This is a genomic window from Sphingomonas sp. (genome assembly GCF_003248515.1).
Taxonomy (GTDB): Bacteria; Pseudomonadota; Alphaproteobacteria; order Sphingomonadales; family Sphingomonadaceae; genus Sphingomonas_I.
On sequence record NZ_QFOB01000016.1, the window covers coordinates 1 to 24,867 of the forward strand.

The following is a 24,867-nucleotide window of genomic DNA, read 5'->3' on the forward strand; positions in this document are numbered from 1 at the left end:
GCCGATGCTGCCAGGCGGGTTGTGCAACACCGCCCCGAGGGGCACCATACCAACCCCGGACTCCAGTTATGACTGGTAGAGCTTTGGGGAGCACGTCACAGCGCCTACGGAACGTTGAAGGCGCTACATCAGGGCCGGCTGATCGGTGCCGCTGGCACTTGGCTGTCCGTCCTCATCGGGATCTCGACGGCTTCGCTGATCCTGATCGGCGCCGTGCTCTACGGCGGCATGTACCGGCGGCGCCGGTCGATGGGTCGGCGCGAGTTTTTGTGGTGACGAGTGCCGGCATGCGGAAGCTGCATCGTTGGATCGCTATGCTGTGTGCGCTTCCCTTGTTCGTCGTTACCGTCTCGGGAACGATCCTCGCGGTCGATCAATCTGCGGCGAAACTTCCAATCGCCTCTACACCACCACTTCCTGTCTCCCCCCTGCGCGACGAAGAGATCGCGGCACTTTTCGATCGCTCCGAGATGGTGCGGCAAGCGTCCCTGCAACGCACGACGCTCACTTCGATCAAGGTTCGAAGAGTGGGCCAAGTTTACGAGTCGATCTATTGGACCAAAGAAGCGCTGCCGTTCGCACGTGTCTATGATCTCCGCACCGGTCGCGAGGTGACGCCCGAGACCCTAGGCCTATCACGCTTCGTTCTCCCGTGGCACTGGCATCAACTGCTCAAGCGCGTTCACAACGGCAGCATCATTGGTCTGCCGGGCCGCCTGTTCGACCTCCTCATGGGGATAGCGATATGCTTTCTCGCCGTATCAGGCGGCACAATGTTTTTCGATCTTTACAACGCCCGTCGCCGAAAAGGGCGGACCAACCCATTCTGGCGCTGACTGGCGGGAAGGCGCTGGTGTGAGTTTCGCTCACGACGCCCGCCAACATGTCGCTTGGGCACTTCCGGCGGTAAACCTACCAACCCAGTCCTCGATCGGTAACCGCGCGACGCGGTGTCGACGAGCACGACGCAGTAATCCCGGCTTAAGACTGGGGAAAGCGCCGATGTGACCGGTATACGGAGGGGATTATGAAGAAGACTTCCTGGCGTGGCGTTTTGCTGGGGGCAGCCTCGGCCCTCCCGTTCGTAGCATCGGTGGCTTCGGCCCAATCGACGACCGCTGCAACTCCTGCGTCTGCGCAGAACGCGCCGACTTCGGATATCGCGACCGAGCCTCAATCAACGTCCGTGCCGCCGGCAACCGACATCAAATCGGCCGACGTCGCCGCCGCGCAGGGACAGCCCGCGGATGCGTCGCCCGAGACCAAAGATATCGTCGTCACCGGGTCGCGGCTATCGAATCTCAACGCCCCAACGCCGGTCACCACGATCGGCGCGGGAACGATCGCGACGCAGGCACCGGTCGCCATCACCGACGTTCTCGCCCGCATTCCCGGCTTCCGTCCGAGCTATGGCGCGATCGGTGCTAGCCGATACGCGGTAACCCAGTTCGGCGTTCAGGGCCTGCCCGACCTTCGCGGTCTCGGCATCACCCGGACGCTCGTACTCGTCGATGGACAGCGCTTCGTCGGCGGTAACTATCAAGGCCTTCCCGACACGAATTCGATCCCCGTCGAGCTAGTTCAACGCATCGACGTCGTCACTGGCGGCGCGTCTGCGGCTTATGGCTCGGATGCCGTCGCCGGCGTCGTCAACATCGTCCAGCGCAACAAGCTCGAGGGCATTCAGGGTCGCGTTCAGACCGGCGTCACCGATTATGGCGACAATGGCGAGTTCGTGGCCAGCCTGGCCGGCGGCCACAGTTTCATGGACGGCCGTGTCAACTTCACCGCCGGGTTCGATTATTCCCATGCCGACGGCATCGGCAACGGTATCTACGCCCGTCCCTGGACCGCCAATGAAGGAGCCCTCGTCCCGACCGGCAACCAGGCGACCTTCCTGACCAACGCCGAGACTGCGAACGCGACCCCGTTCGGCATCATCAACGGACCCACCGCGCTTCGCGGCACCGCGTTCGATGCCAACGGCAATCCCTATCCGTTCGCCTATGGCACGCTTTACAATAACAACAGCGTCATGGTCGGCAGCACCGCCAACTTCGGCAAGCCGGCACAAGCGCAGTTCCAGCTCGCCAATCCGTTCGAGCGGATTGTCGGTCAAGGGCGGCTGAGCGCGGATCTCGGCAGCGATATCAACGTCTGGGTGCAGGGCAACTATTCGCATTCCAGCACGCAGGCGAGCGTTACCCCGAACCAGTATACCGCGTTGATCATCCGCAACGACAACCCGTTCCTGCCTGCGTCGATCCGGACCCGGATGGCCGCGGCCGGCGTGACGTCGATCACGCTCGGTCGCTCGCTGGAGGACTTCGGCGACACCTTCTCGGTCAACAAGATCGAGACCTATCGTTTCGCCGGCGGCATCAGCGGCAAGATCTTCGGCGACTGGGCGTGGGATGCCTATGTCGAGCACGGTCAGACCACGCAGGACTATCTGTTCCACACCAAATACGATGCGCGCGTACGCGAGGCGGCATTCGCGGTCCGCGACGCCAACGGCAACATCGTCTGCGGCGATCCTGCGCAGAACCCGAACCTCAACGCGACGACCCGCGCCCAGCTCGCATTCGGCGGCGGCGTGACAGGCTGCGTGCCCTTCAACCCGTTCGGCGCGACGAATAACACCGCGACCGTGGGAGCCTATATTAACGGCACGCCCACTGCGGTCATCAAGTATCGGCAGACGGCGGGCGCCGTGAACCTCCGGGGTTCGCCGTTCAGCTTGTGGGCCGGCCCGATCTCGGTCGCGGTCGGTGGCGAGTTCCGTAAGGATTATCTCAGTTCGGCTGCGGACGCGCTGAGCACCCAGGCCGCCTATATTCTCGCGAACCAAGCAAACTATGTCGGTCGGAACACCGTCGTCGAGGGTTACGGCGAGCTCGGTGTGCCTATCGCGCGTGGCGACAGCTGGTTCCTGAAGGCGATCGATCTCAACGGTGCGGTCCGCTACACCCATTACCGAGTGTCCGGGAATGTGACGACCTGGAAGGCGGGCGCAACCTACGACATGAACGACAGCCTTCGTTTCCGGTTCACCCGGTCGCGCGACATCCGAGCACCAACGCTGTACGAACTGTTCGGCAACAGCGCCCAGACGCTGACGGTACTCACCAACCGGTTCAACGGCAATTCCGACTTCGTGCCCAACGTGGCCCAAGGTAACCAAAACCTGACGCCGGAAGTCGCGCAGACGCTCACGGCAGGCGCGGTGTTCCATCCGACGTTCCTGCGGGGCTTCCGCGCCAGCGTCGATTATTACGACATCAAGGTGGACAAGGTGATCGTCGCCGTCACTCCACAGGATACCGTCAACGGCTGTTTCTTCGGAAATCTGGATTATTGCTCGCGGATCACCTTCGGAACGAGCAACGCGAGTGGTCTCGACCTTGTGCGGTCGCTGACGACAAACCTGAGCTCATTCAAGACGCGCGGCCTCGACTTCATGGCGGGCTACGATCACGACATGCCCTTCGGCCTGCCCGGGCATTTCGGAATTACCGCGCTAGCGACGCATACGATGAAGCTCGAGCTTGTCACGCCGCCGGGCACGCCGGGCGGGGTCGCCACAACGATCGACTATGCGGGCACCGGCGGGCAGGGCTCCGTCGTCACCGGCGTCGGTGGTCTGCCGAAATGGTCCGGCAACCTGAGCCTCGACTATGCGCTCGGCGGCTTCTCGGCCACGACCCAGGTGACGGCATTTACCTCGATGCGGTACGACCCGACGCTGTTCGAGCCCGGTGATGCGGGGTACGCGACTGCGACCCCTGCGCAGAAGATCAGCCAGAACAGGTTCGCAGGGCAGGCCTATGTGAATCTCACGCTGCGCTACAACGTGCTCCAGGGAGATGATGCCCGCCGGTTCGAGGTCTTCACTGTCATCAACAACCTCCTGGATAACGATCCGCCGCCGTTCGCAACGATCGCCTTCTCGAACAGGACCAACCTGTATAACTCGATCGGTCGCTCGTACCGCGTCGGCGTCGCGTTCAAGTTCTGACCATAGCCCGACGTCCCGGCGCGTGGCAGTCGGTCGGTCGGGCAAGGCACGGAGGGTCGATCTGGAACCGGATCGCAGATCACTACTGAGCCTTGCGGCAGTCGCCGCTTTCGCTGGGGGAGCGAAGGCGGCGCCGCGTTGCTCCATTCCGGCCGCTCCGCTCACCACCTACCCACCCGCTCCACCGCTCGCCGGCAAGCAAGCGGTCGTGAGGGCCAATGGTGCTGCACTCTGGGTCTGCGACACCGGCGGGACGGGCCTGCCGATCATCCTCCTCCATCCCTTCACCGGCAGCGGGCACGTCTGGGGATATCAACAACAGGCTTTTGTGGCCGCGGGCTGGCGCGTCATCAGCTATTCGCGTCGCGGCTATCGAGGTTCGGATCCGATTGGCGCTGGCGGCGCGGGCACCGACGCCGCCGACCTGGCCGCGCTACTCGATGTCCTAACTGTCGCGAAATGCCACCTCGTGGCCAGCGCCGGCGGCGGGTTCGTAGCCGCGGACTTCGCCGTCGCTCAACCACACCGTGCTGCTTCGCTGACGATCGCCTGCAGCATCCTTGGCGCTAAAGGTGGAGAGTTCGACAGGCTGCAGCGGGCTCTTGCCGACCCCGCGATCGCCGCGCTGCCCGCCTATCTTCGCGAGCTTAGTCCATCCTATCGCGCGACCAACCCCGATGGCGTCCGTGCCTGGCGCGATCTTTCGGATAGCGCGCATGTCGGCGGGCGTCCGCCGCCACCGTCGGCCGGAATCACCCGCGAGCGCCTTGCTGCGCTTTCCATGCCGCGACTTCTGATAGGCGGCGATGCAGACATGATCGCTCCGCCACCGTTCCTTCGCCTTTTCGCTGGCTGGATGGCCGGCTCGCGTCTCCGCATTCTGCCGGAAGGCGGCCACTCGCTCTATTGGGAACGACCGGACTTGTTCAACGCGGAGGTGCTCGACTTCCTGCCACGGCATGGTTGAGCCCTGCGCGGGTTGGGTCGAAGCCAACGGGGCCTCGCTACGGTTCCGGCGGGAAGGCCGGGGCACCACGATCGTCCTCCTCCACGAAATGGGTGGAGCGCTCGAGAGCTGGAACCTTGTCGCCCCCGAGCTCGCTCTCAATCACGAGGTCGTCCGCTTCGACCTGCGCGGGAGTGGCCTTTCCGAGAAGATCCGGACGCCGGTCTCCCTAGAGGTCTTCGTGGCGGACCTCGCTGTGCTGCTCGATCGCCTCGAGATAGATTCGCCGATCGTCGCCGGCGGCGCGCTCGGCGGCGGCATTGCGCTCGCCTTCGCCGCTTCACATCCTGAGCGGTCAGCCGGCGTCATCGCTTTCGCGCCTGCTACCGGCGTACCAGCGGAACGCCGCGCCCACGCCGCGACTTTTCACGAGCGGCTAGTCCAGAAGGGCATCGCGGCGACGGTCGACGAGGCGATGTCACCGAGCGCATGGCCCGATGAAGACGCTCGGCGCCGACCTGGCTTCGGACTCTTCCGCGCGTTGCAGAAGGCGGCCGACCCGGAAAGCAGTGGCCACCAGAACGCGATGCTGCTCGACGCCGACGTCGCCGCGTTCGCACCACCCGCGCGCGTTCCCGTCCGCCTGATCGCTGGCCGGGCCGACGCGATGCGCGGGCCCGCCGTGATCCGCGACTTCGCCGCCCGCATCCCCCATGCCTCGATCGGCGAGATCGAAAGCGGCCACTTCATGGTATTGCAGGCGCCGGATCGAGTAACCGCCGAGATTGCCGCTTTCGCGGCGACGATCGGATCTTGAAGCCGGCTTTTCCGAGAAAGTCCGGTACTGAGACTAGATTGCCATCATCGCACAGCCGAAAACCGAGACCGGCGCTTTATGCAAAAAAAGCTGTCGGCGTGTCGACGAACACCGCCCGCCGGATGCTCTCGTCCGGTGTCCAGCGATCGAACAGGTCAACCATCGCCGCTACATCGGGCGCTCGGGCCATTTGACCGAGGAACGGCCAGTCGCTGCCGAAGATCAGACGATCGGCGACCGCCTCGATCAGCGCGTCATGGAACGGGCGGACATCATCATAGTCGGGAAAGGCGGTCGAAAGCCGACCGGGGGTCAGCTTGACCGCGAACGGGCCGTCCCCGACCATCGCCACGAACGACCGGAACGTCGGGTCTTCCGTCCCTGCGGCGACGTCGGGCTGGCCCATGTGATCGAACACGATGGGAATGGCGGTCGACCGGAACTGGTCCGCCATGCCGACCAGCGCGGCGCAGGGCGCGAAGACGTGCGCCGTCAGCCCATGCTCGCGCAATCGCGGCGCCAAGACGGCGAAATCGGGCAGATCGAGAACGCCCGGCCAGGGATCGTCGCTCGTGCGCGGTCCGGCCTTCGTGAAGCGCAGACCCCGCATGCCCCCGCGCTTCATCGCCGCGAGCGTATCGTCGTCGATCTCCGGCGAAACGACCCCGATCGCACCGATCCGCCCGTTCGACCGGGCGACGGCATCGAGGGTGGCCCGATTGTCATAACCACAGGCCGAGGCGTGAACGAGCATCCCGTTCGCGAAGCCGGCGGCGTCGAGCATCGCGCGATGATCGTCGGCGGTCGCGAGCGGAGGCGTGTACCGGCAGGCCGGATCGAGCGGGAACCGGTCGAACGGCCCGAAGACATGGGCGTGGCAGTCCCACGCGCCGTCCGGCAGCGGCTTAGCCGGCCGGCCGGTCGTCGGAAGCGGCGGCGGCGTCACGCCGAAAACCGGACCTTGGGCAGCATGCCCTGCTCGTGTCGCTCGTAGAGGATTTCGACCCGCTTATCGATCGCCCCGTCCTCGGGCGTGGGATCGACCAGGTTCACGACGACGATCGGGCCTTCGTCGAGCCGTACCGCCGCACAGGTGTAGGGCGGCACATGATCGTCGAAATACTTCTTGTGGAACACGCAGGTCGAAACGACCGTACCGGTGCCCTTCAGCGTCCGCCAGGTCGCATCGAACGACAGGCAGTTCTGACAGATCGGCGCCGGCGGGTAGCGATGCTCTTGGCAGTTATCGCACTGCTGGATCGCCCAGGCCTCCTCGTCGATGCTCTTCCACATCGGAACGTCGTAAAAGCCGATGACGCGCTGCGAATTGCCCATGGTCTTACTTCCCGTAGATGATCGAGACGGCCTTGCCGGCGACGTCGGAACTCATGTGGACGAAATCGCAGTCGGGCACTTGGCGCTCGCCGCATTCGCCGCGGATTTGGCGAACGGCTTCCACCTGATGACCCCAGCCCTGCATGTAGCTTTCGGAAAGATGCCCGCCGCTCGTGTTGATCGGCAGCCCGCCGCCGAGCCCGATGCCCGTCTCGCGAAAGAATTTGGCGACGTCGCCGTCGGCGCAATAGCCGTAGCCTTCGAGCGCCATCATGACGTGCGGCGAGAAGCTATCGTAGATCTGGAGGCAGTCCATGTCCTTCGGTCCGACGCCCGCCATTTCGAACGCCTGGTGCCCCGCGGCCTCTTCGGCGGGGGCATAATAGCCGTCGAAGCGCGGCTCCAGGCTGCTCGCCTTGCGGTTGAGATCGTAGCGGCCGATGCCGTGGATGTAGACGGGCTTCTTACCCGACTTCTTCGCGGCGCGCTCGGCGCGTTCGGCCGACATCAGGATCAGCGACACGCCGCCGTCGTTGATGAGGCAGTAATCGAGCCGGTGGAGCGGCTCGACCACCCAGGGCGAGGCGAGATAATCCTCGATCGTCACCGGCTTGCGCATGATCGCATCGGGGTTGAGGCTGGCGGCGTGGCGCTGCGCAACCGCGATCTGGCCAAGGTCGGAATGGGTGTAGCCCCGCTCCCACATGTAGCGCTGGAACTGGATCGCGTACAGCGCACCCTGCGAAGTGAACCCCCATGGCGCGTGGAAGACGAGGTTGAGGAAACCGGCGCCGCCGACCGGATTGGTGCCGCCATAATTCATGCCTGCCGAGCGCTGCTCGGTGCCGTAGACGAGCGCCACCACCTCGCAGCGACCGGCGGCGATCGCGCTCACCGCCTCCTGCATGCCCATCATGGGATCGTTGCTGACCCCCCATTTGACGTTGAGACCGAGAATTTCGGAGACGCGCTCGTACGGCGTGCCGAAGCTCACCATCAGCCCGTCGATCTCGTCGCGCTCGATGCCGGCGTCGGCGAGCGCACGGGTGAAGCCGATAGCGGTGTAGCCGAGCGCGTTGTGCGGCTTGGTGCCGCCAAGCACGGTCTTGTGATCGGCGGCATAGTCGGTGTGGCCGATGCCGACGATCGCGGCGACCTTCGAAAGCGATGCGGACATCGGCTTTATTCCTTCATCGTTCTGATTGGTGGAGCGGCGAGTCGGTCAGCGCCTGGAGCTGGTCGAAGCTGAGTCCGGGCACGATCTCGATCACCTTGAAGCCACGCTCGGTGACGTCGAGCACCGCGAGATTGGTATATACCCGAGACACGGTGCCGAGCGCGGTGACCGGATAGCTGCAGGTCCGCACCAGCTTGCTGACCCCGTCCTTGGTCAGATGGTCCATCAGGATCCAGATGCGCTTGGCGCCGACCGCCAGGTCCATCGCCCCGCCGACCGCTGGCGCCGCATCGTTCGCCGATGTCGTCCAATTGGCGAGATCGCCCTTCTCGGAAACCTCGAGCGCACCCATCACGCACAGGTCGAGATGGCCGCCGCGGATCATTCCGAAACTGTTCGAATGGTTGAAGAACGAGCCGCCTGGATGCAGCTCGACATGCTTCTTAGCGGCGTTGACCACCCAGGGATCAATGGCGTTGCCGGTCGCGGCGGGCCCCATTCCGAGAATGCCGTTTTCCGAGTGGAAGATGACCTCGCGCTCCACCGGTACATGGTCCGAAATCAGGATCGGGATACCGATGCCGAGATTGACATACCAGCCGTCGGGAATGTCGGCGGCGGCGCGCGCCGCCATCTCGGGGCGAGTGCGCGGCGTGACGCCGGCGGGAAGGGTCGCGGTCGTGGTGGTCATGATCGTCTCCTTCAGCCGGCCGGCGACCGCACTTCGACGACGCGGTCGACGAAGATGCCTTGGGTCGTGATCTGATCGGGATCGAGCTCGCCGAGCGGCACGATGCGGTCGACCTGAGCAATCGTCAGCGTCGCCGCAGTCGCCATGTCGGGGTTAAAGTTGCGACCGGTCTTGTTGTAGGTGAGATTGCCCCAGCGATCGCCGCGCCACGCCTCGACCAGCGCCACGTCGCCGGGCAGCCAGCGCTCCATGATGTAGGTGTGGCCGTCGAACTCGCGGCTTTCCTTGCCCTCGGCGAGCAGGGTATTAGCCCCTGTGCGGGTGTAGAAAGCGGGAATGCCGGCACCCGCCGCGCGCATCCGCTCTGCGAGCGTGCCCTGTGGCACGACCTCGACCTCGATCTTCCCTTGTTTGTAGAGATCCGAGAAGATCTCGGAGGTGCGCGGGAAGCTGCAGATGATCTTGCGCACCCGGCCGAGCTGCATCAGGCGCGGCATGCCGCGATCGCCGAACCCCGAATTGTTCGACACCAAAGTGAGGTCGCTCGCCCCCTGTTCGATCAGCGCGTCGAGCAGCGCGGTCGGATGGCCGACCGAGCCGAAGCCGCCCACCAGCACCGTCGCCCCATCGCGAACGCCGGCGAGCGCATCGACCAGCGAGGCCACCGTCTTGTCAGGCATGCTCCATCTCCGCTTCGTCCGGTCTCACGCCGGCGCTCCATTCATTCGCCACGATAGACCGGGGGCCGCTTCTCGGCGAAGGCGATGCGGCCTTCGATCCGGTCCTTGGTGTCGCGCATAACGCCGAACGCCATCCGTTCCATGTTGAGACCGGCCTCGAGAGAAGTCTCCATCCCTTGATAAACCAGTCGCTTGATGACGCGGATCGCGAGCGGTCCGTTCTCGGCGATCTTGCGCGCGATCTCGAAGACCTTGTCCTGGAGCTCGGCCGCGGGGAACACTTCCTGGACTAGGCCGACACGATAGGCCTCGGCGGCGTCGATGTGATCGCCCGTCAGCATCATATACATGGCCTTGCCCAGACCGAGTTCGCGCGGAAGCCGCTGCGTGCCGCCGGCACCCGGGATCGTCGCGCGCTTCGCCTCGGGCAGCCCGAGCCGCGCGGTGTCGGCAGCGAACCGCATATCGCACAGCAAGGCGAGTTCGAGCCCGCCGCCGAGCGTCCAACCGTTCAGCGCCGCGATGACCGGCTTGTCGGTTCCGAGCCCCATATTGGATTCGTCCTTGGCCCGACCGAAATTCAGCTCCGCGTAGCTCTCCTTGGGAGGCAATGTCTTTTTGAGGTTGGCGCCGGTGCAGAAGGCCTTGTCGCCCGCACCTGTGACGATCAGCACGCGGATGTCGTCATCCTCCTGGACGCGCTTGAAGCCGGCGAACATCGCCGCGCGCATCTCGGGATCGAGCGAATTCATCGCTTCGGGGGCATTGAGAGTCAGGGTCGCGACCTTGTCGCGTACTGCGAAATCTACCGGCATTCGCCTCTCCGTCCGTTGTCGCTCCTTGCTACGCCGCGCGCCGCCGTTCGGCCAACGACAAGAATCGTGGCAAGTTGAGCATTTCTCACCACAGGCTACGGTCCATCGCTACGCGACCGCGCAGTTTTACGTCTATAAAGGCACGATAGCGCCCAACGAAGCGTGGAGAGGAAAAATCAATGGCCGACCCTGCCCCTATCCCGCAGCCGATGGCCGCCCGCTTCGGAAAGTTCGTCGCCGACCTCGAATTCGAGCAGCTGCCGGAACGCGCCGTCGAAGCGGTGCGTGCAGGCATCGTTGACTTCGGCGCCTGCCGGTTCATCGGCGAACACGAACTCGTCGTCCAAGCGATCGTGGCGAGCCTGGATACCTGCGGCCTATCCGAGGAGGCGTCGATCGGCTTCGCCGGCATACGCTGCTCGGCGGCGGAGGCCGCGCTCGTAAACGCCGCCGCCGCCCATGCCTCGCACATCGACGACAATGCGCTGCGCAACAACCATGTCAGCTCGGTGCTCGCTGCGACGGCGCTCGCCGCGGCGGAGGCGACAGGTCGGGACGGTCGCGCGGTCGTGACCGGCTATGTTGCGGGGTACGAAGTCTGGGCCCGGCTCGTCGCCGCGGAGGCGAACCCCTACGGCCCGAAAGGCTGGCATAGCACGGCGGTGCTGGGCCCGGTCGCAGCGGCAGCGACGGCTTCATCGATCGCCGGGCTGAACGCAACACAGGCACAGGCGGCGATCGCCACTGCGGCGTCGGCGTCGGGCGGCCTCATCGCCAATTTCAACGACTGGGTGAAGCCGTGGCAGGTCGGCCGGGCGGCCTCGACCGGGATCACAGCGGCGAAGCTCGCGAAAGCGGGCTTTCGTGGCGGCGCGGGCGCACTCGACGCCGGCAACGGTTTGCTCGCGGCGCTCTCGCCGGCGGGCAAGCTCGATCCGACCCGCGATATGGACACACTCGGCAGCGACTGGGCGATCGAGCGCGAGGGCGTCAACATCAAGCGTTATCCTTGGGCGCTCCCGTGCCACCGGGCCCTCGACGGCATCTTCGAGCTCCTCGATCAAGCGCCGATCGATCCTGCCGATGTCGAATCGATCAAGGTCGTAATCGGCACCGAGGAGGAATCCGTCCTCGCCAGTCGCCGCGTTCCAGAATTTCGACCGCTGATGAGCGTGCAGCTGGCAATCGCCGCCGCCATCATTTCAGGTCGCGTCGGCGCGCAGGAATATGCGCCCGCCTTCTACGATCGCGCGGACGTTCGCGCGTTGATGGACAAGATCTCGATCTCAGTCCGGGACGCCCTCACTCCGGACAAGGATCCCAATCTCGGCTATCGCTCCGCCCTCACCGTGCGGATGAGCGACGGTTCGGTGCGAACAAGCCGCGACATCCAGTTCCCCCTCGGCAACTGGTCGAGTCCGCTCAGCGCCGAACAGCAATGGGGAAAGTTTGCCGAGGCGGCGGAGCCGGCGATCGGTCCCGATCGCGCGCGGCGCTTATTCGACCGGTTACGCGCGATCGACCAGGTGACGGACCTAGCCGCCATTGCGGCCTGATCGCGCGCGACCGTCAAACCGAAAATACCTTACTTCTGCGAGCGATCCCCGACCAGCCGATCAATCCGCCGGTCGGAACATCGGTACGGCGAAACCGCCGACACTGCGCTGAAACGCGAGCGTCACCGGCTGACCGATCGCGAGCGTTCCGGGATCACACCCGACGATATTCGTCATCATCAGCGGCCCTTCTTCGAGCCTTACATAGGCCGCGACGAACGGCTGCGGCGCGCGCGCGAAATGGGAGTAGGTGTAGATGGTGGCGGTGCCTGCCCCCTCGACCCAATCGGTCACCGGCGACGGACAGAAGGGGCACGGGTCGCGCGGATACCAATTGTGCCGCCCGCACGACGGACAGCGTTTCAACAGAAAGCGCCCGGTGTCGGCTGAGTCCCAGAAGACTTGGCTCTCCGCCGTGACGGGTGGATCGACGATGTTGGTACGGTCGGCAAGGGTCGGCATCACACGCGCTCCAAAATGATGGTGGCGCTGGCGTGGCGGACCCCGAGCTGGCCCCCGATCGCGTTGGCGAGGGCGAGCGAACAGTCGGGAACCTGCGTCCCCGCGTTCGCCTCGCCGCGCAGCTGCTTCACCGCCTCGATGACCTTGACCATGCCGCCACGGTTGCCGGGATGGTTGTTGCAGAGCCCGCCGCCGTCGGTGTTGACCGGCAGCGGCCCCCGCCCCGCGATCAGCTTGCCGTCCTCCACGAACCGGCCGCCCTCGCCCTTGGCGCAGAAGCCGAGATCCTCGAGCTGGAGCAGCACGGTGATCGTGAAGCTGTCGTAGAGCGAGGCGTACTGGATGTCGGCAGGGGTCACCCCCGCCTCGGCATAGGCCATCGCGCCGGACTGGACCGCGCCGGTCCGCGTAAGATCAAAGTCGCCGCCATTCTGCCCCCAGAGTCCCAGACCCTGCCCGCGAATGCGAACCAGCGGCCGCTTGAGCGAGCGCGCGATGTCCTCGCGCACCACCAGCAGCCCACCGCCGCCATCGGAAATGATACAGCAGTCGAGCTTGTGGAAAGGCTCGGCGACGACCGGGGCGTTCACGACGTCCGCGACGGTGACGATCTTGGGATACAGCGCGTGCGGATTGCGCGATGCGTGATGCGACGCCGCGACCTTGATCCAGGCGAGCTGCTCCGAAGTCGTCCCGAATTCGTGCATGTGACGCATCGCGACCATGCCGTAGTTGGTCAGGATCGCCGTTCCCATCGGGTGTTCCCACTGGAAATCCGGCTGATCGGGGACGTCGAGCCGGCCGAGAGGGCCTTTGCCGACGTTCTGACGCGTGCGGCTCGCCTGCATCAGCAGCGCGACCTTACAGCGCCCGGCGCGGATCGCATCGACCGCGTGGCCGACATGTACGGTGTAGGACGAGCCGCTCGTATGGCTGGTGTCGAAATGGGTGACGTTGGTCAAGTTGAGATAGTCGCGGATCGACAGCGGCCCGGTGCCCGGCGCATCGTTGCCGAGAAACAAGCCGTCGACATCGGCCCGGGTAAGCCCGGCATCGGCCAACACGTTCTCGCAGATATCGGCATAGAGCTGCGGCAGGGATCGATCGACCGCATTGCGAGTCGGATGGTCCCAGGCTCCCATGATATAAACGTCTTCGCTCACCGTCGGCATCCTCGCTTTACGGCAAGTGTTGCGCCCGGCGCGGGCGCCGGCAACGCATTTCGGCGCTCCCGGATTGACTTTAACTCACGTCGCCCCGGCGTCTTGAGTGTCCGTCACCCCCACCGATCATTTATCGATAGGCGACCGATCACGCGTGCGTGACAGTGCATGGGACCGACTGCCTTGGGGATTTTCGCATGTCGCCCTTTACCGGCCTTATTATCGTCGAGACCATCTCACCGGACACGCCGATCGCGCTGCGCTTGGCAATCGGCATGTGCGGACGCGTCGCGTGCGACCTAGGGGCACGGGTGTATCGACCGTCTAGCGAATGCGATCCGCTGACCGGCAAGCCGGGAGCCGATGCGATCCTCGCCTTTCTGGATCGCGGCAAGAGGCTGCGGGACGCTGACGAGAACGACACTGCCACCGTCGAGCTCGCTGCGGACGCCTCGTCCTTTGCAACCGCCGCTGCGACGCGTTGCCTATTCACGACCTTCGCTTCCGCAGTCGATCACGCTGGCGAGGCCAGCGAGTTCACGATCATGGCCGTCAGCGGGCTGCTCGATCTCGTCGGCGACCCCGGACGCGAGCCGTTGCGGCTCGGCGGCCACCAGCTAAGCTATTCGGCGGGTCTCTCGGCGTTTGCAGGCGTCGCTGCGGCGTTGTGTCGGCCCGATCGAACATTGCCGGTCACCGTCCGAGTCAATCTGGCCGATGTCGCGGTCTGGCTCAACTGGAAGTCCGCAGCCGTCTCGGCGCTCGGCGAGCCAGCACCGGGTCGCCCGGGTCGAAATTCCGAATGGACCGTACTGCGCTGCGCCGACGGCTGGATCGCGCTCGTCTACCAGGAGCAGGATTGGTCGCGGCTCGTGGATCTTGTCGGGGAGACCAAGGCGCTCACCGACGCTCGGTTTGCCACCGGTATCGGCCGTCGAAAAAATGCGGCTGCGCTCGCCGACCTGCTGGAACCCGAATTTCTCAAGATGAACCGGGCCGAGATCTTCGAAAAGGCGCGGGCGAGACGAATTCCGATCGGGCCGGTCCTCGCGATGGACGACCTCGCAGTCGATCCGCAATATGTCGAGCGCGGCGTGCTGACGCCATCGGGTGACGGCGATGCGCTCGTTCCCGTTCTCCCGCTACGTTGGAACGGTGTCGTGCCGGTCCTGGAGGCCGCGTGATGCAGCCGCTAGCAGGTCGCCGCGTGCTCGATTTGGGGATCATTACGGCGGGCGCCGGCGCGTCGGCGGTACTCGCCGACATGGGGGCCGATGTCATCAAGATCGAATCGAGCCAGTATCGCGACCCCTTCCGCCGCTGGCCCGGTCACGCGCTCGAGGATGGTGACAGCCCTTTCTTCCGCAGCACCAATCGCGCCAAGCGCAGTCTCGGCCTCAATCTGAAAGCACCGGGCGCCGCGGCGGTGTTCCTCCGGCTCGTCGCCAACAGTGACGTCGTCGTCGAGAACTTCCGGCGCGGCGTGCTCGAACGGCTGGGCATCGGCTTTGCCAAGCTGGCGGTCGCCAACCCCAGAATCGTTCTCGCGTCGATATCGAGCCAGGGCGAGACCGGCCCGGTCGCCGATCACGTCTCGTTCGGCTCGACGCTGGAGGCCATGGGCGGCCTCTCTTGGGCGACGGGCTATGTCGACGGCCCCCCGATCATCACCGGGCGCGAGCTGAACTATCCCGACCAGATCGCCACGGTCTTCGGCGCAGGGATGGTCGCGGCAGCGCTCTGCGGCGGTGTCGATGAAGCCGTTCATCTCGATCTCTCGCAGCGCGAGCTGACGACCTATCTGAGCGGTGATCTTTTCGGAGGCGCGATCGACGCGCCCGCCCGCATCGGCAATGCCGACCCGCTCTACGTGCTGCAGGCGACGGCGGTTGCGGACGATGGCAAATGGATCGCGGTCAGCGTCCGTCACGATCAGGCATCGCTGCTCGCGTCGATCGTCGGGAGCAGCTCCGAGGCGGCGTTCGAGAACTGGCTGGCGCACCGGCCAAGCGCAGCCGCGGTAGCCGCGTTGAACAACGTCGGCATCGCCGCCGATCTCGTCCGCGCGGGCGATCAGCTCCTCGGCGATGATCGCGTCTGGTCATCTGCCCTCGGCGAGGACCAGAGCGGGATGTTGGTGAAGGGCAGCCCCTTCCTCATCGGCGACGACGATCCGGGTCGCTATGCCGACGCCCGCCCGCTGGGCGGCGACACCCGCGCCATCCTTCGCGATGTGGGTGGCTATGATGATGCGGCGATCGAGGAACTGGCTGCCACAGGCATCGTCGAAGGCGTGGATCGCGCCGCCGTCGCCGCTTGATCCGAACCGCCACCCAGCCTCAAGGCGGCGTCCCCTTCCCCACCGGTAATCCGTCGGCCCGTTGATAGCGCAGGCCGATCGCCATCGCCGCGAGGCCGGCGAGGGCCGCCAGTGCGAGCGACCACCGCGGATTGAAGGCATGTGCCGTCCAGCCGGCAAGCGGCGCACCGATCGGGGTGCCGCCGAGGGCGATCGCCAGCCGGATCGCCATGACGCGACCGCGCATCGCCGGCTCCGAAGACAATTGCATCAGCGTGTTGGTGACGTTGGTGAAGCCGAGCGAGGCGATCCCCATCAGCGCGAGCGCGGCGGCGAAGACCCACGCCGTCGGTGCGACCGCGGCGAGGATGCCGCCGAGGCAGAACAGCCCGGCGGCGCCGGTGATTGTCTCGAACCGTGGCCGCTCGCCGCCGGTCGCGAGGACCGCGCCGGCGAGCGTCCCGCCCGCGAGCGCCGAGGTCAGCAAACCGAAACCGGTCGGACCCAGGCCGAAGACGCCTACCGCCATCGTCGAAACATAGATCGGGAAGTTCAGGCCGAACGTGCCGACCACGAACAGCATGAGGCAGATCGTCCGCAGATCGCGTCGCGCAGCGATGTAGCTAAACCCTTCGAGCAGACGACCCGGCGCGGCCAGGGCGCGCGCACGAACCTGCATTTCGCTCGGCCGAAGCCGCAGCAACACAGCGACCGCGACGAAGAAGGACAGGCCGTTGGCGACGAACGAGAGACCACTACCGACCGCGCCGATACTCAGACCCGCCAGCGCCGGGCCGACCAGTCGCGCCGCGTTGAACGAGGTCGAGTTGAGCGCGATGGCGTTGCCGAGATGGTCGTCGCCGACCAGTTCGGCGATGAACACCTGGCGCACCGGCGCGTCGAACGCGGCCGCGACGCCGGATAGCAAGGCCAAAAGATAAACGTGCCAGAGCTGCGCGACACCCGCGAGTGCGAGCCCGCCGAGGAGCAACGACAGCGTGCCCATCACGGCCTGCGTGACCATCAGCAGACGTCGCCCCTCGAAGCGATCCGCCGCGTAGCCCGTCCACGGCAACAGGACGAATTGCGGGCCGAACTGCAACGCCATGACGATGCCAACGGCGCGTGCGTCGCGATGCGTCAGTTCCGTTAGGACCAGCCAGTCCTGCGCGGTGCGCTGCATCCACGTGCCCAAGTTCGACACCAGACCGGCAGCGAACCACAGCCGGAAGTTGACGTAACGCAATGCGATCCAGCGGCGTCGCCATCCGAGGGTCACGCGCTACGCCTGTCGGTCGGAAGCGGCGACACCTCGGCCTCTTCTCCGCCGCTTCAGCGATCGGTCCCGGAAGGGACAGCCGCGGCGGACCGAGCCGCGTCGATACTCCAGGGACCGGCTCCGGCGGCCGCCAGATACAGGAAGACGAAGCAGTAGAGCATCGCGGCTTCGCCACCGTTCGCGAGCGGGAAGAAGCCGCGCGGCGCGTGCGCGAGGAAATAGGCGACCGCCATCTCGCCCGCCACGATGAAGGCCGTCGGGCGCGTGAAGAACCCGACCACCAACAGCCCGCCTCCGACGAGCTCGATAAGGCCGGCCGCATAGAGCAAGGAGCTCAACGCCATGCCGAACGGCGGCAGGCCGAAATATTTCGACACGCCGTGCGACAGCAGCCCGAGGCCGGCGACGATCCGCAGCAGCGAGAGCAACCGCGGCGACCAGTGCATTGGAATGGGCATGATGTCTCCTGCCGCCCACCGGATCGGGGTCGGCTTGCTCCTTGGACTAATCCTAGCTCGGGCTCGCGTACGTCTCGGCCACGCGATCGAGCTGGGCGAACCCGGCACGGATCTTGGCATCACGCTCGCCGATCCAATCCGCACATTCCGGATGCGTGAACACGAAGAAGGTGTCGGTCTTGATCGCATCGAGCAGTAATGCGGCGGTGAAGTCGGGCGTCGCTGCCGCTCCGACGTCGGTGAAACTGTCGACCTTTGCCGAGGCGTCGTTCGAAAACGACCCCCCGAAGCGTTCGGGCCGGCGGAAGGACGAGTTGATGATGCCCGTCGACACCAGCGCCGGGCAGAAGACACTGACACCGATGCCGGCTTCGGCGAGACCATATTCGAGATCGAGGCATTCCGAGAGGTTGACGACCCCGGCCTTGCTCATCCGATAGGGGATGTTGTGGAGGAACGGGTGGACCTGCATCGCGACGATCGATGCGGTGTTGACGATGTGCCCGCCCTCGCCCCGCCGCAGCATTTCGGGCACGAAGGCGGTGACCCCGTTGACGACGCCGAGCAAATTCACGCCGAGCAACCAGTCCCATTTGCCCGGACCGACGTCGCCCAGCAGGGTTGGACGCAGCGATACGCCGGCATTGTTGATGAGAACGTGCGGTGTGCCGAGCTCGGCAAGAAAACGGTCGCGGGCGGTGGCGACCGCGACGGCGTCGGAGACGTCGAGCGGAATGGCGATCGTCTTGCCGCCGTGCGCCGCCACCGCGGCGCGCGCGACCTCGAGCGGTTCCGGTTCGATATCGGCAAGCGCCACATTGGCACCGGCCCGCGCCAATGCGTGAGCGGTCGCGAGGCCGATCCCGCTCGCACCACCGGTGATGAACGCATTGCGGCCGGCGAAATCGCTCAGAGGCATGGCTGAACCTCCGCGGGCACAACCGTCGGCTTCACGCAGAAGCCGGTGCCACTGAACGATGGACGCTCTCGGAGGGTCGCCTGCCAGCGCGCCAGGATCGGGCGACGGTTCCGCCAATCGAGCTCGCCGGCGCGGAAATCGAGATAGTCGAGCGCGTTGGCGACGGCGAGCCATCCCAGATCGATGTCGTTGCCGAGGCAAGGCAGGTTCTCGACATATTCGAGCGAACGCCAGATTGCCGCCTCCAGCGACGCGACCCCTTCCGTGTTGCCGCGACCGTTCTCGACGAGGCGGCGCAGCGTTTTTTCGGCCAAGCCGTCCGCCAGCGCCTCACGCCGGCGCCACTCGACGCGCAGGTTCGGATCGGCCGGGCAGAGCCAGCCGCCGAAGCGACGATCGAGCCACTCGCAGATCACGCCGGACCCGAACCAGGCGACACCATCGTCGTCGACGAAGGTTGGTAGCTGGCCAAGCGGGTTGGCAGCGGCCACGGCGGGCGGCGGCGCGCGGTCGAAGGCGACGTCCGCCGGCTCGAGATCGACCTTGTCGGCGACGTCCAGCTCGGCGAGGGCCAGGCGCACCTTGCGCGTGAAGGGCGAGCGGGTGGAATAGAACAGCTTCATGCGACGCCTCCGGCAAGGGTCGAGCCCGTCCGCTGTTCGCGCGCGCTGCGCAACAGGGCGAGCCCGCGATAGAGGCCGTGGACCATCTTGCTGTACGGGATCGCCAGGAAGAAGGCGAGCACCAGCCCGAGATGGACGGCGACGAGAACACCGAGTGCTGCGGTTTCGCGCAGCGCTAGGAGCAGCAATCCGGTCAACGCGACCTGCTGCAGAAGAAACAAGAGCGCATATTCACCGCTGCGCAGCCGCTGCGCGACGGGAGCAGGATCGGCGATCGCCTTGAGCACGATCAGCCCCGTGGTGCCGATCAGGAGCCCGATCCCGCCGACCAGCCCCAGCAGGACGGGTAGGCTCAGCAGCGGATACGGCGCCTCCCAGGCGAGGAAATGGTCGTATATCGTCGCGACGCTCGTCGAGGCGAAGCACGCGAGGAAGCCGTAGAACATGAAATGGTGGTACACCCGGCGTTGCTGCGAGAAGCCGCCGTCGGTGTCGTTGCAGCCGTCATGCCCTTCATGGCCGCCGCCGAGGTAGCGTAAAGTCGCGACATTGACGCCGGCGCGCACGCCGTCCGCGGGTTTGTAGCCGCCGCCGCTCGCGGTGTCGCGCCAGAAGCGCACACCGGCGACGGTGAGCGCCAGCAGCGCGAACAGGAAGGCCGCCCCGGCAAGGCCCGCCATCACCGCCCAGGGCAGGATGCGGTAAAAGGCGCCGGTTCCGGATTGGGGGGTGAACATGTTGCCACCGTGGATCGCACCGGTCAGGAGCAGAATGGCCGCCACGCCGAGCGCGGCGAGACCGGTCAGCGCGGTTCCCTGCCGCTCGTAGGCGCGCGCGAAGGCACCTGGCCAGGCGTAGCGCTGATAGCTGTCCTGACGGACCTGCGCGAACGTGGCGGGCACGTTGACGCCGAACGGATGCGGCGGCGCATATTGGCAGGCGTAGAAGCAGCCCTTGCAGTTGTGACACAGGTTGGCGAGGTACGTGAGATCGCCCGAGGTGAACTCCCGGCGCAGCGCCATCGCGGGGAAGACCGCGCAGAACCCCTCACAATAGCGGCAGGCGTTGCAGACCTCCATCTGGCGCTTGGCTTCGCTCAGGATCTCTTCGCCGAGCATCGGCTCGCCGCGCGCCATCGCCGCCAGATCAGGAACCGACATATGCAGCCGCCTCACGCCCGGCGATGCGGCCGAATACCGTTCCGATCGTCATACCCACTCCTGCCGTATAGCCTTGCCCGAGGATGTTGCCGGCCATGATCTCACCGGCCGCCCACAGGTTCGCAAAGCCCGCATTTCCTTCGCGCAACACCTGCGCGCGATCGCTGACCTTCAGGCCATGATAGGTGAAGGTGATCCCCGGTCGCAGCGGATAGGCGAGATAAGGCGCGGTATCGATCCGCGCTGCCCAATGGCTCTTGGGCGGATCGAGCCCTTCCGTGTGACAGCCGTCGGCGGTCGACGTCGGATCGATGGCGCCGGGCCGGACACTGGCGTTGAAGGCGTCGATGGTCTCCTGCAGCACGACCGGATCAAGCTCGAGCGCGACCGCGAGCTCGGGGATCGTGTTCGCGCGCACCGGCGCGAAGATAGACGGCATGAACTTCGGTTCGGCCTTCGCGTCGCAGATCGAAAATGCGATCTGGTCCGGCTGCTGGGCGACGAGGCGACCCCAGATCGCGTAACGCTTCGGCCAGATGTCCTCGCCTTCGTCATAGAAGCGTCGCGCGTCGCGATTGACGACGATGCTGTAGGGAACGCTGTCCGAGCGACTGACGATGCCGCCATCGAATTTCGGCGAGCGGGCATCGATCGCGACCGCGTGCGCCTGGGTCGGGTCGCCGATCGTCTCCGCGCCTTGCGCGGCGAGGTTCTTGAGCACGGTGCCGCGCGCATAAGGCGTGCCGCGGATCAGGAAATTGTCGGCCGCCGGACCCCAAGCCTCGCGCAGCCAGTCCAGATTGGCCTGGAAGCCGCCGGAGGCGACGACGACTGCGCGCGGGTGGAGACGGCGAGCGAAGCCGTTGATCCGCGCGTCGACATGGCGAACGCGCTCATCGTCGCAGGAAAGCCCGATCACCTCGGCATCGTAGCGGATGTCGACGCCGAGCCGCTCGGCCAGCGCGTAATAGCTGTTCACCAGCGCCTTGCCGCCGCCGAGGAAGAACGCGTTGGTTCGATTGAGGCTCAGCGTCCCTTTGAGGGCCGGCTGGAACTTGACTCCCGAGGCCTCCATGAAGCCATAGGCGTCGGTCGACTGCTGGATTGCCATCCGGGCAAGGTGTTCGTTCGTCTTGCCGCCCGTGACCCGAAGCAGATCCTGCCAATATTCCTCTTCGTCGTACGTGCCGAGCAGCACGCCGAGATCGCCTTGGTGACAGCAGCGGAAATTGCGCGTGTGCCGGCTGTTGCCACCACGGAACTCGATCGGTGCGTGCTCCAGCAGCATCACGCTCGCGCCCGCCTGGCGCGCGGTGACCGCCGCGACCAGCGCCGCATTGCCGCCGCCCACGACGAGCACGTCGATGTCGTTCACATCTTCGATCACGAAACGCCTCAATCGCGGTACGAGGGATCGAGCCGATCGAGCTTGCGCAGCAGACCTTCCCATTCGAGCAGGCCGTACCGACGGATCGCGCCAGGCGCGTACATCGCCGTCGATTTCTCGACGACATCATCGGGAAGGATGTTGAGTTCCGTGTTGCATGCCATTGCCGCCGCCTGCGCCTGGCACGCGCGCTCAAGCCCGTACATGTAGTTGAACGCTTCGGCGACGGTCGGCCCGACGCTCAGCAAGCCGTGGTTGCGCAGGATCGCGACCTTCTTGTCACCGAGATCGGCAGCGAGCTTCTCCCGCTCGCCGGGATCCCGCTCCGGCCCGCTGAAGTCGTGATAGGCGACATGGTCGATGAAGCGGTGCGCCATCTGGGTGAGCGGGAGCAGCCCGCATTTGAGCGAAGCGATCGCCAGCCCGGCGGTGGTGTGGGTGTGCATCGCCGCGCCGATGTCCGGCCGTGCGATGTAGAGCGCGCTGTGAATGACGAACCCGGCGGGGTGAAGGCCGTGGTTCTCGAGCGGTTTGGTCAGGACGTTGCCGTCCATGTCGACCTTGAGCAGCGACGAGGCCGTCATCTCGTCGAACAGCAGACCGTGCGAGTTGATCAGAAAGGCGTTCGGTTCGTCCGGCACGCGCGCGCTGATATGGGTGTAGATCATGTCCGACATGCCGTAGCGGTCGCACAGCCGGTACGCGGCCGCGAGATCGACGCGGGCCTGCCATTCGGCGTCGCTGACATAGTCCCTGATCGAGGGATTGGCGATGGCATGCAGCGCAGCGCTGGCCATGATCTTCTCCTACTCCAATTGCAGTTCAACGTGCGCGCGACGGCGGTCTCGGGCAAGCGAGGAAGCCGCTGCACATGTTGAGTTTCCGTCGTCGCAGGGTTGCAATCGTCGCTGGCCCGGCAGGGCTGCGTCGCGCATGGCCATGTGATGCGATATGTGACGGTAGACCATGACGGCCGGGAGCGGGTGGGAACGCTGGAGGATGACACCGTCCTCCTCCTGCCGGAGGAAAACGGCGATCTCGTCGATGTGATCGCGCGGGGCACCCCGCTGCCCGGCGAGCGACAGGCGGTCGCGCTCTCAGCCTGCCGTCTGCTCGCGCCGATTCGCCGCTTTCGCCGCGATCTGTTGTGCGTCGGGCTCAACTACCACGCGCATTTCGAGGAAGGTCGGGAGCGACGCCCGGAAGGCTTCGAGATGCCCACCGCGCCGACTTTCTTCACCAAGGGGCCCGACAGCGTCGTCGGGCCCGAGGCCGGCATCCCGCACGACCCCCGGCTCTCCCAGAAATGGGACTATGAGGCGGAGATCGCACTCGTGATCGGGCGCGCCGGACGCAGCATCCCCCGGAATCGCGCCTGGGACCATGTCTTCGGCTTCACGCTCGCCAACGACGTGTCGGCACGCGACCTGCAGCGCCGTCATGGCGGCCAATGGTTCAAGGGCAAAAGCCTGGATGGCAGCTGTCCGCTCGGCCCGTTCGTCGCGACCCGCGACGAGGTCGATCTCGCGACGATGCGCCTGACCTGCGACGTCAACGGCGAACGGCGGCAGAGCGCCCCGGCGGCGGCTATGGTGTTCGACGTCGCCGACATCATCGCCGAAGCCTCGTTCGGCATGACGCTGCGGCCGGGGGACGTCATTCTGACGGGTACGCCGGCGGGCATCGGCAACGCCATGAAGCCGCCGCGCTATCTTGCTCCCGGCGATATCATCGAGATCGCTGCCGATGGACTCGGCACGTTGCGCTCGAGCGTCTTCGCCGCCGACCTGGTCGGTGATTCCGACGTCCATCCCTTCTGAGAGGTAGTCTTCGATGCGTTTGATCCGATATCGCCATGCCGGCCGCGACAGTTATGGCGTGGTCAAGGGCGAGGCGATCGTCGATCTCTCGCCGCTGCTGCCCTATGGCGATGTCCGCGCCTTGCTCGAGGCCGGCATGCTCGCGCAGGCGGAAGAGCTCGCCGCCGTGCGTGAAGGCGACCTGGCGGTCGACGATGTGGAAGTCCTGCTGCCGGTCGATCGCCCGCGCAAGATCATCTGCATCGGCATCAACTATGCCGAGAGGCACGAGGAATATAACGATCCGAGCGCGCCGTCGCCCCGGCCCAACATGTTCCTGCGGACGGTCGAGTCGTTCGTCGCCCACGGGCAACCGATCGTGCGTCCCAAGGTGTCCGATCAGCTCGACTATGAGGGCGAGATCGCGCTCGTGATCGGGCGGCACGGCCGCTACATCGAGGAGGCCGACGCGCTGTCGCATGTCGCCGGGCTGACGGTCGCCAACGAAGGCACGCTGCGCGACTGGCTCAAGCATTCCAAGAAGAACATCACTCAAGGCAAGAACTTCGACGCGAGCGGCAGCATGGGCCCGTGGATCGAGACCGACCGATCGCTGCTCACCGCGGAACTTCGCGTCCAGACCTGGGTCTCGGGCGAGCAACGGCAGAATGATACCACCGCGCGGATGGTCTATCCCTTCGCCCACCTCATCCATTACGTCTCGCAGTTTAGCGCGCTGCATCCCGGCGACGTGATCCTGACCGGAACGCCGACCGGCGCCGGCATCCGCATGGACCCGCCCAGGTTTCTCACGCCCGGCGACACGCTCACGATCGAGGTGTCGGGTGTCGGTCGCCTCGAAAACCCGATCGTCGACGAGCCCCGGTGAACGCCCATCCCGATGCCGATGCGGTGATCGCAGCCGAACGGGAGCGTCTCGCCGCGATGCTCGCCGGCGACGACGTGATGTTGACCGGGCTCATGCATCCCGGGCTGATCTATCTCCACGCGTCCGGCAAAGCCGACGATCGGACTTCCTATCTCGACAAGCTCCGACGCGGTGTCATCCGATATCGGTCGGCCGACCTCGGAGCCGTCAGCTGTCGCGGCACGGGCTCTATCGCCTCGCTGGAGGGCGATATTGCGATGCGCATCGAGCGCGAGGGGGTCGAGCGAGCGACGGCGCTGGCGTTCACCGCGATCTGGCAGCTCGACGAGACCGGCTGGCGGCTGTGCGCATGGGCCGGGACGAAACGCGACGACCAGCGTCGAGACTGAGCGAC

The 24,867-nt window shown here is 65.7% G+C and carries 26 protein-coding genes; 11 read left to right on the plus strand and 15 right to left on the minus strand.

Annotated elements, in window-relative coordinates:
• Positions 1–114: 114 nt before the first annotated feature.
• From DI605_RS18910 to DI605_RS18930, 5 genes are all read left to right on the plus strand, one after another.
• Positions 115–276 (plus strand): hypothetical protein, encoded by a 162-nt coding sequence (locus DI605_RS18910; protein WP_293976911.1) that lies wholly within the window; start codon positions 115–117, stop codon positions 274–276.
• Between the two features lie 11 nt (positions 277–287).
• Positions 288–836, plus strand: coding sequence for a PepSY-associated TM helix domain-containing protein (locus tag DI605_RS18915; protein WP_293976913.1), 549 nt, complete (start codon positions 288–290; stop codon positions 834–836).
• A 191-nt stretch (positions 837–1,027) separates the two neighbouring features.
• On the plus strand, positions 1,028–4,018 hold the full coding sequence (locus DI605_RS18920; protein ID WP_293976915.1) for a TonB-dependent receptor: 2,991 nt from the start codon (positions 1,028–1,030) through the stop codon (positions 4,016–4,018).
• Positions 4,019–4,226: 208 nt separating this feature from the next.
• Entirely contained in the window at positions 4,227–4,985 is a 759-nt protein-coding gene (locus DI605_RS18925) for an alpha/beta hydrolase (protein WP_293976917.1), read from the plus strand.
• Complete coding sequence (locus tag DI605_RS18930; protein WP_293976919.1) at positions 4,978–5,781, plus strand: alpha/beta hydrolase; 804 nt, start codon at positions 4,978–4,980, stop codon at positions 5,779–5,781. Before DI605_RS18925 ends, DI605_RS18930 begins: the two co-directional genes overlap by 8 nt.
• A 76-nt stretch (positions 5,782–5,857) precedes the next feature.
• Here the strand turns inward: DI605_RS18930 and DI605_RS18935 are convergent, their stop codons facing one another.
• Genes DI605_RS18935 through DI605_RS18960 form a run of 6 tightly spaced genes read right to left on the minus strand, consistent with a single transcriptional unit; the run spans position 5,858 to position 10,479 of the window.
• Positions 5,858–6,727: an amidohydrolase gene (locus DI605_RS18935; RefSeq protein WP_293976921.1), complete on the minus strand. Its 870-nt coding sequence runs from the start codon at positions 6,725–6,727 to the stop codon at positions 5,858–5,860.
• Positions 6,724–7,116, minus strand: a complete 393-nt coding sequence (locus tag DI605_RS18940; protein ID WP_293976923.1) for an OB-fold domain-containing protein — start codon at positions 7,114–7,116, stop codon at positions 6,724–6,726. The genes DI605_RS18935 and DI605_RS18940 overlap by 4 nt, the downstream gene beginning before the upstream one ends.
• Positions 7,117–7,120: 4 nt before the next feature.
• The gene (locus DI605_RS18945) at positions 7,121–8,293 is read right to left on the minus strand and encodes a thiolase family protein (protein ID WP_293976925.1); all 1,173 of its coding nucleotides are present in this window, start codon (positions 8,291–8,293) and stop codon (positions 7,121–7,123) included.
• Positions 8,294–8,306: 13 nt separating this feature from the next.
• Positions 8,307–8,984, minus strand: a complete 678-nt coding sequence (locus tag DI605_RS18950; RefSeq protein ID WP_293976927.1) for a 3-oxoacid CoA-transferase subunit B — start codon at positions 8,982–8,984, stop codon at positions 8,307–8,309.
• Positions 8,985–8,995: 11 nt separating this feature from the next.
• Positions 8,996–9,664, minus strand: a complete 669-nt coding sequence (locus DI605_RS18955; RefSeq protein ID WP_293976929.1) for a 3-oxoacid CoA-transferase subunit A — start codon at positions 9,662–9,664, stop codon at positions 8,996–8,998.
• A gap of 41 nt (positions 9,665–9,705) precedes the next feature.
• Entirely contained in the window at positions 9,706–10,479 is a 774-nt protein-coding gene (locus DI605_RS18960) for an enoyl-CoA hydratase-related protein (RefSeq protein WP_293976931.1), read from the minus strand.
• Between the two features lie 179 nt (positions 10,480–10,658).
• Between DI605_RS18960 and DI605_RS18965 the strand changes: the two genes are divergently transcribed.
• Positions 10,659–12,035, plus strand: a complete 1,377-nt coding sequence (locus tag DI605_RS18965; protein WP_293976932.1) for an MmgE/PrpD family protein — start codon at positions 10,659–10,661, stop codon at positions 12,033–12,035.
• Between the two features lie 60 nt (positions 12,036–12,095).
• Here DI605_RS18965 and DI605_RS18970 read toward each other — a convergent pair whose 3' ends face one another.
• Positions 12,096–12,497, minus strand: coding sequence for an OB-fold domain-containing protein (locus tag DI605_RS18970; RefSeq protein WP_293976934.1), 402 nt, complete (start codon positions 12,495–12,497; stop codon positions 12,096–12,098).
• Positions 12,497–13,669, minus strand: coding sequence for a thiolase domain-containing protein (locus DI605_RS18975; protein ID WP_293976936.1), 1,173 nt, complete (start codon positions 13,667–13,669; stop codon positions 12,497–12,499). The genes DI605_RS18970 and DI605_RS18975 overlap by 1 nt, the downstream gene beginning before the upstream one ends.
• Before the next feature lie 188 nt (positions 13,670–13,857).
• Between DI605_RS18975 and DI605_RS18980 the strand changes: the two genes are divergently transcribed.
• Together DI605_RS18980 and DI605_RS18985 are read left to right on the plus strand one after the other, a co-directional pair.
• Positions 13,858–14,844 carry a CoA transferase gene (locus DI605_RS18980; protein ID WP_293976938.1) on the plus strand — a complete coding sequence of 329 codons (987 nt, stop codon included), beginning with the start codon at positions 13,858–13,860 and terminating at the stop codon, positions 14,842–14,844.
• Positions 14,844–15,980: a CaiB/BaiF CoA-transferase family protein gene (locus tag DI605_RS18985; RefSeq protein ID WP_293976939.1), complete on the plus strand. Its 1,137-nt coding sequence runs from the start codon at positions 14,844–14,846 to the stop codon at positions 15,978–15,980. Before DI605_RS18980 ends, DI605_RS18985 begins: the two co-directional genes overlap by 1 nt.
• Before the next feature lie 19 nt (positions 15,981–15,999).
• Here DI605_RS18985 and DI605_RS18990 read toward each other — a convergent pair whose 3' ends face one another.
• From DI605_RS18990 to DI605_RS19020, 7 genes are read right to left on the minus strand one after another with little or no spacing between them, the layout of a single operon-like run.
• Positions 16,000–17,238 carry an MFS transporter gene (locus DI605_RS18990; protein WP_293976940.1) on the minus strand — a complete coding sequence of 413 codons (1,239 nt, stop codon included), beginning with the start codon at positions 17,236–17,238 and terminating at the stop codon, positions 16,000–16,002.
• A gap of 53 nt (positions 17,239–17,291) precedes the next feature.
• Positions 17,292–17,696: a DoxX family protein gene (locus tag DI605_RS18995; protein ID WP_293976941.1), complete on the minus strand. Its 405-nt coding sequence runs from the start codon at positions 17,694–17,696 to the stop codon at positions 17,292–17,294.
• Positions 17,697–17,748: 52 nt separating this feature from the next.
• Positions 17,749–18,615, minus strand: a complete 867-nt coding sequence (locus tag DI605_RS19000) for an SDR family NAD(P)-dependent oxidoreductase (RefSeq protein WP_293976942.1) — start codon at positions 18,613–18,615, stop codon at positions 17,749–17,751.
• A complete protein-coding gene (locus DI605_RS19005) occupies positions 18,606–19,238 on the minus strand; it encodes a glutathione S-transferase family protein (protein ID WP_293976943.1) in 633 nt (210 codons plus the stop codon). Before DI605_RS19005 ends, DI605_RS19000 begins: the two co-directional genes overlap by 10 nt.
• Entirely contained in the window at positions 19,235–20,398 is a 1,164-nt protein-coding gene (gene tcuB / locus DI605_RS19010; protein WP_293976944.1) for a tricarballylate utilization 4Fe-4S protein TcuB, read from the minus strand. The genes DI605_RS19005 and tcuB overlap by 4 nt, the downstream gene beginning before the upstream one ends.
• Positions 20,385–21,785 carry an FAD-dependent tricarballylate dehydrogenase TcuA gene (tcuA, locus tag DI605_RS19015; protein ID WP_293976946.1) on the minus strand — a complete coding sequence of 467 codons (1,401 nt, stop codon included), beginning with the start codon at positions 21,783–21,785 and terminating at the stop codon, positions 20,385–20,387. Before tcuA ends, tcuB begins: the two co-directional genes overlap by 14 nt.
• Positions 21,786–21,793: 8 nt before the next feature.
• Positions 21,794–22,582 carry a class II aldolase/adducin family protein gene (locus tag DI605_RS19020; RefSeq protein ID WP_293976948.1) on the minus strand — a complete coding sequence of 263 codons (789 nt, stop codon included), beginning with the start codon at positions 22,580–22,582 and terminating at the stop codon, positions 21,794–21,796.
• 147 nt (positions 22,583–22,729) lie between these two features.
• On the opposite strand from DI605_RS19020, the gene DI605_RS19025 reads away from it, so the two are divergent.
• The 3 genes from DI605_RS19025 to DI605_RS19035 are packed head-to-tail and all read left to right on the plus strand — an operon-like array spanning position 22,730 to position 24,862.
• A complete protein-coding gene (locus tag DI605_RS19025) occupies positions 22,730–23,605 on the plus strand; it encodes a fumarylacetoacetate hydrolase family protein (RefSeq protein ID WP_293976951.1) in 876 nt (291 codons plus the stop codon).
• A 58-nt stretch (positions 23,606–23,663) separates the two neighbouring features.
• A complete protein-coding gene (locus tag DI605_RS19030) occupies positions 23,664–24,473 on the plus strand; it encodes a fumarylacetoacetate hydrolase family protein (protein WP_367120075.1) in 810 nt (269 codons plus the stop codon).
• A complete protein-coding gene (locus DI605_RS19035) occupies positions 24,470–24,862 on the plus strand; it encodes a nuclear transport factor 2 family protein (RefSeq protein ID WP_293976955.1) in 393 nt (130 codons plus the stop codon). Before DI605_RS19030 ends, DI605_RS19035 begins: the two co-directional genes overlap by 4 nt.
• Positions 24,863–24,867: the final 5 nt, after the last annotated feature.

Excerpts from the sequence above, each read along its gene's own strand:
- tcuB (WP_293976944.1), bottom strand. The coding sequence starts at position 20,398 with ATGTCGGTTCCTGATCTGGCGGCGATGGCGCGCGGCGAGCCGATGCTC.
- DI605_RS18915 (WP_293976913.1), top strand. The coding sequence starts at position 288 with ATGCGGAAGCTGCATCGTTGGATCGCTATGCTGTGTGCGCTTCCCTTG.
- DI605_RS19020 (WP_293976948.1), bottom strand. The coding sequence starts at position 22,582 with ATGGCCAGCGCTGCGCTGCATGCCATCGCCAATCCCTCGATCAGGGAC.
- DI605_RS18965 (WP_293976932.1), top strand. The coding sequence starts at position 10,659 with ATGGCCGACCCTGCCCCTATCCCGCAGCCGATGGCCGCCCGCTTCGGA.
- DI605_RS19005 (WP_293976943.1), bottom strand. The coding sequence starts at position 19,238 with ATGAAGCTGTTCTATTCCACCCGCTCGCCCTTCACGCGCAAGGTGCGC.
- DI605_RS18960 (WP_293976931.1), bottom strand. The coding sequence starts at position 10,479 with ATGCCGGTAGATTTCGCAGTACGCGACAAGGTCGCGACCCTGACTCTC.
- DI605_RS19025 (WP_293976951.1), top strand. The coding sequence starts at position 22,730 with ATGCGATATGTGACGGTAGACCATGACGGCCGGGAGCGGGTGGGAACG.
- DI605_RS18920 (WP_293976915.1), top strand. The coding sequence starts at position 1,028 with ATGAAGAAGACTTCCTGGCGTGGCGTTTTGCTGGGGGCAGCCTCGGCC.
- DI605_RS18945 (WP_293976925.1), bottom strand. The coding sequence starts at position 8,293 with ATGTCCGCATCGCTTTCGAAGGTCGCCGCGATCGTCGGCATCGGCCAC.
- DI605_RS18940 (WP_293976923.1), bottom strand. The coding sequence starts at position 7,116 with ATGGGCAATTCGCAGCGCGTCATCGGCTTTTACGACGTTCCGATGTGG.
- DI605_RS18970 (WP_293976934.1), bottom strand. The coding sequence starts at position 12,497 with ATGCCGACCCTTGCCGACCGTACCAACATCGTCGATCCACCCGTCACG.
- DI605_RS18985 (WP_293976939.1), top strand. The coding sequence starts at position 14,844 with ATGCAGCCGCTAGCAGGTCGCCGCGTGCTCGATTTGGGGATCATTACG.
- DI605_RS18950 (WP_293976927.1), bottom strand. The coding sequence starts at position 8,984 with ATGACCACCACGACCGCGACCCTTCCCGCCGGCGTCACGCCGCGCACT.
- DI605_RS18980 (WP_293976938.1), top strand. The coding sequence starts at position 13,858 with ATGTCGCCCTTTACCGGCCTTATTATCGTCGAGACCATCTCACCGGAC.
- DI605_RS19000 (WP_293976942.1), bottom strand. The coding sequence starts at position 18,615 with ATGCCTCTGAGCGATTTCGCCGGCCGCAATGCGTTCATCACCGGTGGT.
- DI605_RS18975 (WP_293976936.1), bottom strand. The coding sequence starts at position 13,669 with ATGCCGACGGTGAGCGAAGACGTTTATATCATGGGAGCCTGGGACCAT.
- DI605_RS18995 (WP_293976941.1), bottom strand. The coding sequence starts at position 17,696 with ATGCCCATTCCAATGCACTGGTCGCCGCGGTTGCTCTCGCTGCTGCGG.
- DI605_RS18930 (WP_293976919.1), top strand. The coding sequence starts at position 4,978 with ATGGTTGAGCCCTGCGCGGGTTGGGTCGAAGCCAACGGGGCCTCGCTA.
- DI605_RS18955 (WP_293976929.1), bottom strand. The coding sequence starts at position 9,664 with ATGCCTGACAAGACGGTGGCCTCGCTGGTCGATGCGCTCGCCGGCGTT.